The organism is Methylocystis sp. (genome assembly GCF_050246715.1).
Lineage (GTDB): Bacteria > Pseudomonadota > Alphaproteobacteria > Rhizobiales > Beijerinckiaceae > Methylocystis.
Window position 1 is genome coordinate 1 of the sequence record NZ_JBFWVN010000033.1, and the last position, 12,652, is coordinate 12,652.

A 12,652-nucleotide genomic window follows, 5' to 3' on the forward strand; every position below is an offset into this window, starting at 1 on the left:
CGGATCGGAGCCCTGTCGGGGCGATAAGCGAGGCTTTCGCTCTTTGGTTGGAGACGTCGCCTGGCGCGTTCTCTTCGCCGCGGTCAGACGCATCCCTCGGTTCGGGCGCATAGGCGAGTGAATCCCGCCGCGCCTTCGAATTTGACTTTCTTGCTTCAGTTTTAGGCGAGTCGACGAGCCGCGCGATCGCGCTGGTCGCCTTAGCGTCGAAGGTCGCCGGTCGAGCCGGGGGCAGGGGCGCCGCCGTCTTTCCGCGCCGACGCAGCGCCGCATCGCCTGCCGAGGCGCCGTTCGAACCGGCGTCGGCGCCGTCGCTTTCCTGATATTCGACCGCGCTTCGCAGCTTGCGTGAGCCATGCATCGCGGCGAGAGTGGCGGACCTGTCATAGGCCATCTCATTGTCCGTGAAGGCCGCGAGCGACGCCGGACGTTGCGGCGGCAGCGGCGCCCGAACGCTAGGCTTCGCCGCTCGGAACGCTTCCTGCTCGAGTGGCTCCGCGCCCGGCGCCGAGAGAGCGGTTTCGCCCCGCGGCAGATCGGCCTCGGCGCGCGCGATCTCTTGCGACCGATAGCGATTGTCGCTGGCGCTGTCGGAAGCGCCGCCTTCTTCTTCGGCTTCGCCTCCGCGCCTTCCGCGAGCGGTCCGTGGCGCGAGCGACGCCCATTGTTTGCGCGTGCTTGGCGCAGGCGCCGTGACTTCCGAGTCGTCTTCCTCGGCGCCGCCTCCGCGGCCAAACAAACTGGCGAAGAACCCGCCGAATGTGCGCCGCGGCGTCGCGACGACATAGGCCCCGTCGCTGCGGGCTTCGATCTCCGCGCGCGCTTCTTCATAGCGCGCTAGCGGCTGGTTGTTGGTCGGCAAATGCACGGTCTTCCCGTCTGGGAACAGCCGCGCCAGCTCGTCATAGCTCATGCGCGGCCAGTGGCGCACATTGCCGACGTCGAGATGGACGAAAGGCGTGCCCGCCGTCGGATAATAGCCGACGCCGCCGCGCTGCATGCGCATCCCAATCTCGCGGACTTGCGACATCGGCATGCCCGGCATGGTGGTGTCCATCGCCTTGCCGAGCATATGCTGGGAATATTTTGCGACGGCGCGCGAGCGGGCGCGCAGCATGGCGTTGGTCTCGGGCGAACGATAGGCGGAGACGACATGCACAACCTCATCGCCGGCGCCGGCGCTGCGATAGGCTTCCCATACGACGTCGAACAGGCGCGGGTCCATATTGGTTGGCTCGTCGCGGCGCCAGTCGCGCAGGAACCAGTTCAATTGCTGGAGGACATTGACGTCATATTGCCCGTTGACGAGATAGGTCGCCGAAATCGATTCATGCGTATGGGCGTGGTAAAGATTAATTGTCCTGGTGTCGCCATTGGCGACGGCTGTTTCCGTCATCTTCGGCGCGAGCGTCGCCAGGCAAAGGACGAAGAGGCCAAGCGATTTCGAAATAAGCGCTTTCGAAAGCGGAACGAAATTCAGGCGCGCGCTAGAGCGAGGCGTCGTCAATGGGTCGCTTCCTCGTCTCGCTTGAAGCGCGTCTTGACCGACGTCGCCTCAGAAAACCAACTTTCCTTTAGACCAGCCGGCCAAAGGGAGCTCACTGCGCCGGACGGCGCGAGGATGGCGAAAAATCCATTGCAGAATGCGCAGTTAGAGCGCGTTGCCCCTTAGACGGTCGTTACCGCCCTGATTCCCCACCGGTTCCGACGCTAGGGGAACATCGTGGCGAAAAATTGCTCAAGCTTCGCCGTGGTTCAGTTCGACGCCACTGTGCGCACAAACTGCTGTCCCAGGATCGGCTGCGCCCCGCTGATGAGTTGCAGATAGGCGGGCGACAGTGGCGCCGAGTCCAGCGCCGCGAAATCTTCCGGCGTCGGCCGGCGAGGCGGCAGCGGCGGCGAGTCGGGAAGCTGGTTCGTCTGCTCTTGCTCGCCCGGGATGCCGGAGATCGGCTGGCGGTCGGCGACGGCGACGCGAATCGACGCGGTCTGATCGCCCGCCCCCGAAAGCGCGGTGGCGACAGCCGACTGCACTTTGTGCGCGATATCGCCGAACGAGGCGAGGCTCGCGGCGGATTGGCCTTCGGAAAGAGCGCTGGCGACGCGGGTCGTGGGCGTGCGCTGTTTGCGGGCGGCGATCATGGTCGCGCCGCCTTCACAGTTGCGCATGCCGAGGGCGATCAGCTCGGTCCCCGTCAACACCCGATATTCCCTGGTCAGATAGCCGAGGCGGGCCTGCACGGCGGCGGGGTAGGAGGCAAACAGCCGAGACGAGACGCCGAGGTCGGTCTCTCTGTTGATGGCGTTGTAAGCTTGGTGGAATTTGACCTTTGCGTCCGGATAGACGCAGACGTTCGGCAGGCTGAGCGCCAGCGTGCAGGCCGAGCGGCACTCATGCAGCCTGACTTCGCGGTTTTCGCGGCGATAGCGTTCGGTGAACGCCTCATAATCGCTGACGAGACCGCCGACGTCCTTGTAGACGACGACCGGCGCCGGCATTGGCGGCGGCGACAAATAGCCCAAGACGCACCTCTACTCTAGGCATGGGGGCTTACGCTTCAGCAAGCATTCACCATGTCGCGGTGAACAACGCCTTAAGGGACGAAATTCAGCCCCTTATGCCGACGCGAAGCCCTGGCGCCGGTCTTTCTTGCAGAACATTGCGGCGAAAATGAAATAGAGCAGCCGGGCGGCCGCCTGTTTTTAAGGACATTTCGCCGGTCGGTTCGACAATGGCGGTTGTTTCGACCAGACGGCGGAAGTTTTGCTTGTGGAGGTGCCGTCCTGCGATCGCTTCTACTGTCCGCTGCAGCTCAGTCAGCGTGAACTCCGGCGCCATCAACTCGAAAATCACCGGTCGATATTTCATTTTGGCGCGCAATCTGCCCATAGCTGTGGCGAGAATGCGGCGATGATCATGGCGCATCGGCGTCCCGAGCGGCGCCAGCGGCGCTCTTTTTTTTGCCGATTCGCGGTCGTCGCGGAGCGCCTCTTCGAGCAGGCCGGCCTCGTAAAGAAGCTCGTATCTCTCAAGAACGTTTTCTTCGTTGAACGCCCGGCCTCTGGCGCCAAAGAGAAGATTGACGCGCATTCTGCGGGAGAGGCCAGAAGAAGACGCGGCGTCCGGCGATTCCGAGACCCAGTTCTCCAGTCCGGGAGCGATCGCTTCCTCAATGATCGCCGGGGCGCCTTTCCGCCAGTCTTCCCAGGGGAAGAAATCATGCCAGCTGCGCCAGAGGCCGCCGCGCCGATCGGCGTCCTGGCCAATGCGGGTCAACGCCAGATAGCCCACCGACACGACATGCGGGTCGCGGTCGCCGGCCCGGGCGTGCCGTCCGCGATCGCCAAACGTATAAAGCTGCTCGACATAGCCGAGGGGCGCGCCGGTTTGTTCGGCGACCCATTCGCGCAGTCCGATTTCGAAGGTCCGGTGCCGGATGGGATCGAACGGACCGGAGGGCAGGGCGGCGACGTCGGCAGGCCCATCCGCACGCGTCGTCAGAATCAGCGGCTCATCGACGCGAATGGCGACGATCGCGGCGGTCAGCCCGATTTCGACAGGCGGCGAAATGGGCGCAAGCTCTGGCGCGGGCCGGCTACGCGTCGGCGAATTCGAGGGCGAAAGGCGCTCCCTCATAGCAGTCGGCCCCGCGTCCGATCGCGGCGATCGCGGCCGACATTCGCCCGCCGCGGCCGAGCCGTTCGTCTGCGATCGCGACCAGCCGCCGGTTCGGGGTCGCGGTCGGCGAGACGCGGCGCAGTTCGCGCGCGATTTCCATTTCGCTGCGGTGTGGCGTCAAGGCGCAGGCCGCGACAAAGGCCGCTGCGGGCGAGCGGCTCACCCCGGCGTAACAGTGAATGACGAGCGGCGCGGAGCGGTCCCATTCTTCAAGGAAAGCCAACAGCCGATCGATATGTTCCTCGCCGGGGAGGATGTGACCCTCCCGCGGCGCGTCGATATCGGACACTGCGATCCGCAAATGGCGCTCTGGCGGGATTTCGCAAGGTCGAACAAGCGACGCCCCGGCTGTTAGAATGGTGATAAGCGAGCGTGCGCCGGTTTCGCGCACGGTCTCGACCACCTTGGTCAGCGAACAGACGTATAGGCGCCCATCCGGCATGTCGCTCCCCGGCGTTCGTCTTCAACTTTCGTCGACTGCCCGAAATCGAGCGAGAAAACGCGCCTCCGTCTCCTCGATGGGAGTCGGGGCGAGTTCGTCCATGAAGGGCTGCGGCGGGATCGCCGGGCGGCCGAAGATGCGCTCGGCTTCGCGCCGTGTAAACCCCGCGAGCGTCACCGCCTCGAAAAAAGCGGCGGCCCGGTCGGCCTCTTTGCACAGGCGCCGCAGCGTCGGCGAAGGCGCCGGCGGCAGAGAGAAACGCACGAGAATCGCGCCGAGGATGCGGTGCTCCACCGCTTTGTAGGCGTCGCCGATCACCGCTTTGAACGGCGAGATCATGTCGCCGATCACATATTCTGGGGCGTCATGCAGCAGCATGTAGAGCCGCTCGGTCCGGGCGACGGCGGGATTGAGCGCGCTCGCAATCCTCTCGACGAGCAGGCTATGTTGCGCGACGGAGAAAATGTGTGGCCCGACGGTCTGGCCGTTCCAGCGCGCGACGCGTGCCAGCCCATGGGCGATATCCTCGATCTCCACGTCGAGCGGCGAAGGGTCGAGCAGATCGAGCCGGCGCCCCGACAACATGCGCTGCCAGGCGCGGGGGGCTTCGCTGCGCGCCACGCGCCGGCCCTTGATCGAGGGGGAGCGCGTTGCGTCAGCCAGCGTCGCCCCCCGCGTGCCGATGGCAGCCCACCAGATGATCGTCGACCATGCCGACCGCCTGCATGAAGGCGTAGACGATGGTCGGGCCGCAGAATTTGAAGCCACGCGCCTTAAGGTCTTTCGAAAGGCGTTCCGATAGAGGCGTTTGCGTCGGCACGTCGCTCATCCGCCTCCAATGATTGACGATCGGCCCGCCGTCGACGAAATCCCACAGATAATTCGAGAAGCCGGTCGTCGCCTCGATCTCGAGCCACGCCCGCGCCGACAGCACGGCGCCTTCGATTTTTGCACGATTGCGCACGATTGCGTCATTGCCCATCAGCACAGCAATCCGCCTTTGATCGAAGCGCGCGACCTGATCGGGATCGAACCCGGCGAAGGCGGCGCGAAAAGCTTCGCGCTTGCGCAGAATCGTGATCCAGGAAAGGCCGGCCTGAAATCCGTCGAGCGTCAGCTTTTCGAAAAGCGCCCGGCCGTCGCGCTCGGGTCGTCCCCATTCATTGTCGTGATAGTCGAGATAGAGCGGATCGACGCCCGGCCATGGGCAACGCGTCACCCCATCGATATGGGACACGACTTCAAGGTCGCGCCAGCTTGCCGGCTGTTCCCGGACCCGCGCCAAGATCAAATCCTTTCAAGGGCGGACACAGAACGCCCAGCCGCGGCTTTATCGCCCGTTCGGATTGCGTTCACAACCAAGTTGGGACTATCGTCGCGGCGGCGGACGCAGATGGCGCGCGTCCTGCTTTGTGCGCCCTCGCAATCACTGCGGCTCAGTTCGCGCCGTCCATCGATGGAGATTTATATGGGGATCGCTGTTTCTCACGCTGCGGCCGGCCTTTTCGCGCTCGCCGTCGGCGTGGTCGCCGGTTCGGAGGCGGCCTATGCGCAGGCCAATGTGTTGAAGGAATGCGGATCGCAATATCAGGCCGCAAAGGCCGCCAATGAGCTCGGCGGACAGAGCTGGCAGGACTTCTTGAAAGCGTGTCGCGCGCGGCTGGCGGAGGAGGCCAAGCCTGCCGAAGAGAAACCGGCTGAAGCCGCGCCCGCGGAAGCCAAGCCCGCCGAAGCGAAGCCCGAGACTCCGCCGCCCGCCGCCGCCGAAGCGCCGCCGCCAGCCGCGGCGCCCCAGCCCGCAACTGAGTCCAAGCCCGCCGAGCCGCCGCCAGCGACTGAAGCGAAGCCCGTCGAGCCTACGCCGGCGACCGAAGCGGCCCCTGCGCCGAAACCTGCGGCGGACACGAAAGCTGCGATGCGCGCGCGCCAAAAGAAATGCGCCGCCGAATGGAAGGCGAAAAAGGCCGAGTTCAAAAGGTCCGGTTCAAAAATGACCTGGCCGAAATATTGGAGCGAGTGCAACAAGCGGCTTAAGGCCGCCGGCGAATAAAGCCCCGGAAAGGCCAGCTAAAAAGCCCGACGGCTTTCGCCGTCGGGTTTTTCATGCGCTCTTGCCCGGCGGCGAGGCTCATGGCAAAGGCTCTTGGCAGAGGAATGAAAACAACTGACAAACGAGGGCGCGAGCTTGGATAAGGCCGAGTTGCAAAAATTGCAGTCCTTTCTGCGCCGCTCGCTCGGCAATGACGGCATTCGCGTCGTTGCGGATCCGAAAAATCCCGATGATGCGGCGGCGCATCTCGGCGAACGCAAGATCGCTTCGATTTCCGTCGACGACGAGGATGGCGATCGCTCCTTCGCCTTCGAGATGAAAATCCCGGTCGGACGCGAAGCGCTGCAATCCTATTTGCGCAAACTGTTTGAAAATGACCGCCTGTCGATCGCGGCGCGCGGGCGTAAGACCGATTCGGTCGAACTCAACGCCGATGGCGAATTTCTCGGCGTCATCTCGGCCGACGATCCGAAGCTCTCGAGCTTCACGCTGCAGATCGCCATTCTTGATTTCGATCTCGAAGAGGAATGAGCGCGGCGGGAGCCGCCGGTTCTTGATCGCCGATCATTCGCTTTGCGCGTTAAAATCCCGGCAGCCGGAGCTCGGCGCGCAACCCGCCGTGGGGACTGTCTTCGAGGCGCAGCGAGCCGCCATAGGCGGCGGCGAGATCGACGACGATCGACAGGCCGAGACCTGAACCAGGCTTGGTTTCGTCGAGCCGCCGGCCGCGTTGCGTCGCCGCTGCGCGAAGATGCGGCGCAAGTCCTGGCCCGTCGTCGTCGATCGTGAAACGTAGCGCCGGCCGCGACGCGTCGCCGCCGTCGGCGGAAACCTCGATCGTTACGCTGCTCTTCGCCCATTTGCCGGCGTTGTCGAGCAGATTGCCGATCATTTCTTCAAGGTCCTGGCGTTCGCCTAGAAAGCGCAGCTGCGGATTGGGGCCGCCGGAAAAGATCACGCCCTTGTCGCCGTATATTTTGCTGAAGGCGCGCAGCAAGGCGTCGATCGACGGCGCAACCGGCGTCGCCGCGCCGAGCGCGCCGCCGCGCGCGGCGGCGCGGGCTCGATCAAGATAGAAAGAGATCTGGTCGCGCATGATCTGCGCCTGTTCTTGCACCTTCTGCGCGAGTTGACCCGGCGCGGAGTCGGCCTCGTTGACGATGACGGAGAGCGGCGTCTTCAGCGCATGGGCGAGGTTGCCGACCTGGGTGCGGGCGCGTTCGAGAATGTCGCGATTGGCGCTGATGAGCAGATTGAGTTCGTCGGCGAGCGGCGCGACTTCGCTCGGATATTTGCCCATGATGCGATCCCACTCGCCGCGGCGGATCGATGCGAGTTCGCGCTGCAGCTGCCGCAGGGGACGCAAACCGAAACGGACCTGAAAGGCGGCGCCGATGGCAAGCGCGATGGCGAGCGCGGCGAAGGCGACGATCAAGGCGAAGCGAAATCGCGCGATCTGCTCCTCCATCTCTTCGCCGCTGCCGGCGACCTGCACGAGATAGATGCCGACGTCGCCGACGTCGATGATGCGCTCGACGATGCGCAACCGTCGCCCGTCAGGTCCCTGCGCATAGCCACGACGAAACCCGCCGATTTCTGCTGGCACGCCGAGGTCCGAGAGTTTCGGCAGCGTGCCCGCGAAGAGCGACCGCGACGCCTTTATTTCATGCGATTTGTCGTCGAGCCGGGTGATTTGCCAATACCAGCCCGAACCCGGCAGTTCGAATTGGGGATCGCCGAGTTGGCCGGGGCCGGTGCGTCCCTCCTGGCCGGATTCGGAGACGTCGGCGACGATGGCGCGCAAATATACGTCGAGGCGCCGCTCGAAGACTTGTTCGGCCTCGCTTCGGTAGTAGGCGGTAAGAAGAATGCTGGCGACGAGCAGGACGACGAGACTCATCGCCGCCGCCGTCAGAAAGAGGCGCGCGGCGATAGTGCGAAAGGATCCGATCGCCAGGCCGCGCATGCGCCTAACGCTTTTCGCCGGCGTCCTTTGCCGGCGCCGCCGCCATATAGCCCAGTCCACGCACGGTTTGAATCAGGTCGACGCCGAGCTTCTTGCGCAGCCGGCCGACGAAGACTTCGATCGTATTGGAGTCGCGATCGAAATCCTGATCGTATAAATGTTCGATGATCTCGCTGCGCGAAACCACGCGTCCGCTGTGATGCATCAGATAGGCGAGCAGCCGGTATTCATGTGAAGTGAGCTTCACCGGCGCGCCGTCGACGACGACGCGGCCGGCTTTCGTGTCGAGTCGGACTGCGCCGCAGACAATCTCATTCGTGGCATGGCCGGTGGCGCGGCGCAGCAGCGCACGGATGCGCGCCAGCACTTCCTCCATATGGAAAGGCTTGGCGACGTAATCGTCGGCGCCGGCGTCGAAGCCTTGCACCTTGTCGCTCCAGCGGTCGCGGGCGGTCAGGATCAGCACCGGCATGTCGCGTCCGGCCGCGCGCCATTCTTCGAGAATGGTCACGCCGTCCTTCTTCGGCAAGCCGATGTCCAGAACGACGGCGTCGTACGGTTCCGTTTCGCCGAGATGCCAGCCTTCCTCGCCGTCGAAGGCGCGGTCCACCGCATAGCCTGATTGTTCGAGCGCGCGAACGATCTGGCGGTTCAAATCCTTGTCGTCTTCAACGACGAGTAGCCGCAACGCGTCCTCCCTGCATGTCTACCATTCAATACTCTATCGCGCCGGAACGAACTCGGCCGCTGAAAGCGTCGACGTGAATTTTGACAATGTGGCCGTCCCGGCGCAGCAGGCTGATCTCATAGATAAGTCCTTCGCCCAATTGGCACAGTTTCGCGCCGAGCGGCTCGCCTTGCAGCCGCAAGGCCAGCTCCCGCATGCTTCGGAACGGATCGGCGAGCTTATGCGCTTCGATTTTGCCGCGCGTCTGCGCCATGGTGAAACATTGCATATGCGCGGGAGGCGGATCTTCGGCGCGCGCTGAACGTACGGCGGCGGCCGTCGCCGCGAGGACGGCGACTGCGAACGCCCGTCTTGCAAAACATCCGGCGGCCGACATGCGCCTCTCCCGGCCGCATATTCGGCCGAAAGCCATGAATGCGCAATGAATAGTCGCGCCCCCGCCACGCTCAGCTTCCGGAAGCGCGGCAGGCGTCTCGCGTTTTCTTGTAATCGACGATCATCGCGGCGAGAGGCGTGTCCTTGGGCAAAGCGCGCAACTGCTTCGCGGCGATTTTCTGCTCTTTGAGCGAATAGGCGACGAGCGGCGGACAGCCGCCGCCCGTCGACCGGCAGGCGGCAAGAGCGATGCTAAAAACGACCAAGATCGAGATCTTGCGAAACATCTTCCACGCTCCTGCGCTCAACCATGATTTCCGCCTGCCGCTGCGCGGCGTGCAGATCCGATTCGTCGCGGCGTGCTTTTTCCTTGTCCCCGCCGCCGGCGACGAGGCGCGCGAGCATTGCGCGCCCCAGCCCGTAGAGGACGACTCCGGTGATGACGACGAGACCGAGTTCGGTCAGCCTCGACATGTCACGCGGTTCCGGGCGGGGTCGAGGTGATGCTGCGCATGATCGCCATCAGCGCCGCCGATCCGACGGCGACGGCGCCGGCCTTGGGATCATTGAGGACGGCGATCCAGTCGGTCGAGGCGAGCGCGCCGAAAAGCGCGACGAGTCCGGCCGCAATGTATGTGCGATAGCCTTGCATGCTGAATTTCCTTTCGTGATGCCGGAAGCCGCCGGCGCGGTTTCACTTTCGGCCGAGCACTCGCGAGACGAATGAGTCCATGGCGAAGGCGGGGCCGGGATCGCGCTTGCGAGTCGAGGCGATGTCGTCATGACCGGCGATTTCGGAGATGCCATAGGTCTGGCAGATCGCTTTCGCGATATCGACAGCCGCCGAAATCTGAACGGCGGGATAGATCATCCAGGGCTTCTGCGCGCCCTTGTCCAATTTGTGCGCGAGCATCGCCACCTGGCTCGCCGGTACGCTTCTTCCATTGCAGTCGGCGAATTTGCCGTTGGCGAGCTTCGTCAACGGACCGGGATTGGTGAGCTCAATGCCGATCGAAAAAGAGTTGCAGTTTGCGCGCCGCTTCCAAACGCTTTTTCCTGCGTGCCACGCGACGCGATTGAAAGGCGCAAGCTGCGTCGCCGTTCCATCGAGATCGACGACGAGATGTGCGGAGGCCTTTGCATGCGGATTGCACAGCCAGGAGATCGCGCCTTTCGCCGACTGAGAGGCGGTGTAATGCATAATTAGCAGCGAGGGCTTGAGAACGCCGCTGACGTTGGGCGTCGGCTTTTGCGCGACCGGCTTGTCGTCTAGATGCAGGACATGATTCTTCACGGCGAAGGCCATGAGCCGACTCCTTCCAATTTGGTCGAATGGGTTGGTTGTTAAGGCGCGCGGTCGTCGCGTGCGCGAGTTGGCGGTCGCGGCGCTCGTCACGGCTCAATCGCGAGCCGAAAAAGATCGCCGCGGCTTTTTCTTTCGTGAAGGGGGCCTCTACGCCGGCCAGCCCGACTCTATGTCGATCGCCGCGAGCGCAGCCGCGTCGGCCGCGGCGGCGATGAGCGCGCTGATTTCCTTCTCGCGCAGAAAGCACGCCTGCACATGAGCCTCGACCGCGTCGCCCATTGCGATCAGCGTCGCATTGTCGATAGCGATGAATAATCCGTCGCCGAGCTTCCAGGCCGGACAAGAAAATGTCGGATTGGAAAGCGCGCGCTGATAGAGGCGCGCGAGCGGCGTCCATGCGCCGCGCGTCGTCTGCATGCGAATGTCGCCGACCGTCACGCCGGCGCCTTCCGCCCGCCATCGGCGATCGGCGAGCGCGGCGAGCTTTTGCGTCTTCATCTCGTCAAGCGTCGGCGTAGGGGACCGCGTCGGCGCATTGCCATTGGCGACCCATTGCTCATAAGCGCGACGATCGGCGTTCGCCGGATCGGCGGGGATGATCGCGCCGTCAGCGTCACGACTGACGAGCAGCCCCCCAGGAGTGGAAAGAAGCGTGTAGGTCACGAGATCAAATCTCCGCCGACAGTGTCAAATTCAATCGCCAGCCCTGACCTGCCCCCAGGCCGGTGCCTCCAAGCACCGTGATTGTCGCGCCTTTGTCATTGCCGGCCGAGGCATAGACAGCATAATCGGCGCCTACATTGTTTGCGTATGCCTTGCCGGATGCGCCGGAGTTTGGTGAATATGGCGTAATGGTCGGCGTCGCCGCCATCGGAACCGGGTAGAGCAGCGCCACAAGAGTTAGCCAATCGGGCGAGGCGGGGAAAAACTGGCTTATGCCAAACGCCGCGCCCGCCGTTCCCGGCGCGACGCCGTCGGCATAGCTTGTTTGAAAGTAACGCATGCACAGCAGGCGCTCTATCGTCCGCGGCCTGCGCGCGAAGCTGGTCGCGAAGGCGCCCTTCTCGAACTGCGGGCGCAGGATCGTCCCCGTGGAGAACTCGACGTTGGTCTGCGCGTTCGCCGTCAGACCGCTCGTCTGAAGCGGACACGCGGCGTATGTTCCCGAGCCCGTATAACCTGTTCCCTGCCAGACGCGCGCCTGCGCCGTCCCGGCCTGCGAGAGCGTGTAGACGCCGCCCTCAATCATGCCTGCCTCGATCGGCATGATCAGCGAGCCGGCAGAGATCGTGATCGTCGTTTCGATGCCGCTCGCGGCAAACGTATAGGTGCATCCGCTCGCGCCGGCCTTGACGCCGTCATGGCCGTAGGCGCCCGCCGCCAGCGTCACCGTTCCGGAAACGGCTCGCTGATTGATCGCAAAGCTCGCATTGCGAAGCCGGTTGCGAAACGAAAACGGCGCGCCATCGCCGACGCCTTGAGGAAATTTTGGCTGCCCGGTCGTCTTGTCGACGACGACCGCTTCCTTCCAGGTCGCGCCGTCCGGCGACACCTTGACGTGAAAGTCGTCGTCGCCGGTCAGCCCGGTCTCGGCGCGTCCGGAATAGTTTGACTGATAAAGTTGCGAGACCGTTTTCGCTGCGTTCTCCTTGTTGAGCGCGAAACGAAGATCGCCGGAGCCGCCTTCGCTGACGCCCTTGGCGGTAAAAAGCGTCGCATTGAGTTTTGCGAGCAGCGGATTGGCGCCGTCGGCGGTCGCGCCGACGCCAAGCAAGGAAAGATTCTGCAGCTGGCGCAAAGACAGGCCGCAGTCGATCCATGCGGCGCCGTCATAGAGCAACAACAGCTGTTCCGCTTCGATATAGGCCCGCCATCCGGCCTGCGGCGCAAGAAAACTCCAGCCGCCTGCAAGAAACGTTGCGACTTGATTGGTCTTGCCGGCGAAGTCGCCCGTGGCGCCGGCGCCGACGAGCAGACGATCGCCTTCCGCCGGAGTCACTGGCGGCGACATCACATTTCTGGACGAGATCGCAAGCTGCGTCAGCGCATCGATCAGCGTCAGAGCTTCATTATGGGTGACGTGCTTTTGCGCTTGCGCCGCGTCGAGGAAGGGCAGCGCAAGATGCGTGGTCTGCGTCATCGTTTG

At 63.9% G+C, this 12,652-nt stretch carries 17 protein-coding genes; 2 read left to right on the forward strand and 15 right to left on the reverse strand.

Annotated features, from left to right (window positions below):
- The 6 genes from AB7I51_RS11325 to AB7I51_RS11350 form a co-directional block, all read right to left on the reverse strand.
- On the reverse strand, positions 1–1,507 hold a 1,507-nt coding region (locus tag AB7I51_RS11325), incomplete at its 3' end, for a DUF882 domain-containing protein (RefSeq protein ID WP_428406240.1).
- A 248-nt stretch (positions 1,508–1,755) separates the two neighbouring features.
- Positions 1,756–2,523: a hypothetical protein gene (locus tag AB7I51_RS11330; RefSeq protein ID WP_428404202.1), complete on the reverse strand. Its 768-nt coding sequence runs from the start codon at positions 2,521–2,523 to the stop codon at positions 1,756–1,758.
- Positions 2,524–2,608: 85 nt separating this feature from the next.
- Positions 2,609–3,637 (reverse strand): NUDIX hydrolase, encoded by a 1,029-nt coding sequence (locus AB7I51_RS11335; protein ID WP_428404203.1) that lies wholly within the window; start codon positions 3,635–3,637, stop codon positions 2,609–2,611.
- Positions 3,597–4,121: a tyrosine phosphatase family protein gene (locus AB7I51_RS11340; RefSeq protein WP_428404204.1), complete on the reverse strand. Its 525-nt coding sequence runs from the start codon at positions 4,119–4,121 to the stop codon at positions 3,597–3,599. The genes AB7I51_RS11335 and AB7I51_RS11340 overlap by 41 nt, the downstream gene beginning before the upstream one ends.
- Before the next feature lie 21 nt (positions 4,122–4,142).
- Complete coding sequence (locus AB7I51_RS11345; protein ID WP_428404240.1) at positions 4,143–4,706, reverse strand: hydrolase; 564 nt, start codon at positions 4,704–4,706, stop codon at positions 4,143–4,145.
- 70 nt (positions 4,707–4,776) lie between these two features.
- A complete protein-coding gene (locus tag AB7I51_RS11350; RefSeq protein ID WP_428404205.1) occupies positions 4,777–5,406 on the reverse strand; it encodes a DNA-3-methyladenine glycosylase I in 630 nt (209 codons plus the stop codon).
- A 183-nt stretch (positions 5,407–5,589) separates the two neighbouring features.
- On the opposite strand from AB7I51_RS11350, the gene AB7I51_RS11355 reads away from it, so the two are divergent.
- Both AB7I51_RS11355 and AB7I51_RS11360 read left to right on the forward strand, forming a co-directional pair.
- Positions 5,590–6,171, forward strand: a complete 582-nt coding sequence (locus AB7I51_RS11355; RefSeq protein WP_428404206.1) for a hypothetical protein — start codon at positions 5,590–5,592, stop codon at positions 6,169–6,171.
- Between the two features lie 135 nt (positions 6,172–6,306).
- Complete coding sequence (locus tag AB7I51_RS11360) at positions 6,307–6,702, forward strand: DUF3126 family protein (protein WP_428404207.1); 396 nt, start codon at positions 6,307–6,309, stop codon at positions 6,700–6,702.
- A 49-nt stretch (positions 6,703–6,751) separates the two neighbouring features.
- On the opposite strand, the gene AB7I51_RS11365 is transcribed toward AB7I51_RS11360, so the two are convergent.
- From AB7I51_RS11365 to AB7I51_RS11405, 9 genes are all read right to left on the reverse strand, one after another.
- Positions 6,752–8,137, reverse strand: coding sequence for an ATP-binding protein (locus AB7I51_RS11365; protein ID WP_428404208.1), 1,386 nt, complete (start codon positions 8,135–8,137; stop codon positions 6,752–6,754).
- A 4-nt stretch (positions 8,138–8,141) separates the two neighbouring features.
- A complete protein-coding gene (locus AB7I51_RS11370) occupies positions 8,142–8,825 on the reverse strand; it encodes a response regulator transcription factor (protein ID WP_428404209.1) in 684 nt (227 codons plus the stop codon).
- 25 nt (positions 8,826–8,850) lie between these two features.
- Entirely contained in the window at positions 8,851–9,201 is a 351-nt protein-coding gene (locus AB7I51_RS11375; protein ID WP_428404210.1) for a PepSY domain-containing protein, read from the reverse strand.
- A gap of 70 nt (positions 9,202–9,271) precedes the next feature.
- The gene (locus AB7I51_RS11380) at positions 9,272–9,466 is read right to left on the reverse strand and encodes a hypothetical protein (RefSeq protein WP_428404211.1); all 195 of its coding nucleotides are present in this window, start codon (positions 9,464–9,466) and stop codon (positions 9,272–9,274) included.
- On the reverse strand, positions 9,453–9,674 hold the full coding sequence (locus tag AB7I51_RS11385) for a hypothetical protein (RefSeq protein WP_428404212.1): 222 nt from the start codon (positions 9,672–9,674) through the stop codon (positions 9,453–9,455). The genes AB7I51_RS11380 and AB7I51_RS11385 overlap by 14 nt, the downstream gene beginning before the upstream one ends.
- 1 nt (position 9,675) lies before the next feature.
- Positions 9,676–9,852, reverse strand: a complete 177-nt coding sequence (locus tag AB7I51_RS11390; protein WP_409981598.1) for a hypothetical protein — start codon at positions 9,850–9,852, stop codon at positions 9,676–9,678.
- 42 nt (positions 9,853–9,894) lie between these two features.
- Positions 9,895–10,506, reverse strand: a complete 612-nt coding sequence (locus AB7I51_RS11395) for an N-acetylmuramoyl-L-alanine amidase (RefSeq protein ID WP_428404213.1) — start codon at positions 10,504–10,506, stop codon at positions 9,895–9,897.
- A 147-nt stretch (positions 10,507–10,653) separates the two neighbouring features.
- Complete coding sequence (locus tag AB7I51_RS11400; RefSeq protein WP_428404214.1) at positions 10,654–11,169, reverse strand: DUF4376 domain-containing protein; 516 nt, start codon at positions 11,167–11,169, stop codon at positions 10,654–10,656.
- Positions 11,170–11,173: 4 nt separating this feature from the next.
- Positions 11,174–12,646, reverse strand: coding sequence for a DUF2793 domain-containing protein (locus AB7I51_RS11405; RefSeq protein WP_428404215.1), 1,473 nt, complete (start codon positions 12,644–12,646; stop codon positions 11,174–11,176).
- Positions 12,647–12,652: the final 6 nt, after the last annotated feature.

Bases quoted from the DNA above. Each gene is read 5' to 3' on its own strand.
- AB7I51_RS11405 (WP_428404215.1), bottom strand. From the start codon at position 12,646: ATGACGCAGACCACGCATCTTGCGCTGCCCTTCCTCGACGCGGCGCAA.
- AB7I51_RS11390 (WP_409981598.1), bottom strand. From the start codon at position 9,852: ATGCAAGGCTATCGCACATACATTGCGGCCGGACTCGTCGCGCTTTTC.
- AB7I51_RS11375 (WP_428404210.1), bottom strand. From the start codon at position 9,201: ATGTCGGCCGCCGGATGTTTTGCAAGACGGGCGTTCGCAGTCGCCGTC.
- AB7I51_RS11365 (WP_428404208.1), bottom strand. From the start codon at position 8,137: ATGCGCGGCCTGGCGATCGGATCCTTTCGCACTATCGCCGCGCGCCTC.
- AB7I51_RS11355 (WP_428404206.1), top strand. From the start codon at position 5,590: ATGGGGATCGCTGTTTCTCACGCTGCGGCCGGCCTTTTCGCGCTCGCC.
- AB7I51_RS11345 (WP_428404240.1), bottom strand. From the start codon at position 4,706: ATGTTGTCGGGGCGCCGGCTCGATCTGCTCGACCCTTCGCCGCTCGAC.
- AB7I51_RS11385 (WP_428404212.1), bottom strand. From the start codon at position 9,674: ATGTCGAGGCTGACCGAACTCGGTCTCGTCGTCATCACCGGAGTCGTC.
- AB7I51_RS11340 (WP_428404204.1), bottom strand. From the start codon at position 4,121: ATGCCGGATGGGCGCCTATACGTCTGTTCGCTGACCAAGGTGGTCGAG.
- AB7I51_RS11395 (WP_428404213.1), bottom strand. From the start codon at position 10,506: ATGGCCTTCGCCGTGAAGAATCATGTCCTGCATCTAGACGACAAGCCG.
- AB7I51_RS11335 (WP_428404203.1), bottom strand. From the start codon at position 3,637: ATGAGGGAGCGCCTTTCGCCCTCGAATTCGCCGACGCGTAGCCGGCCC.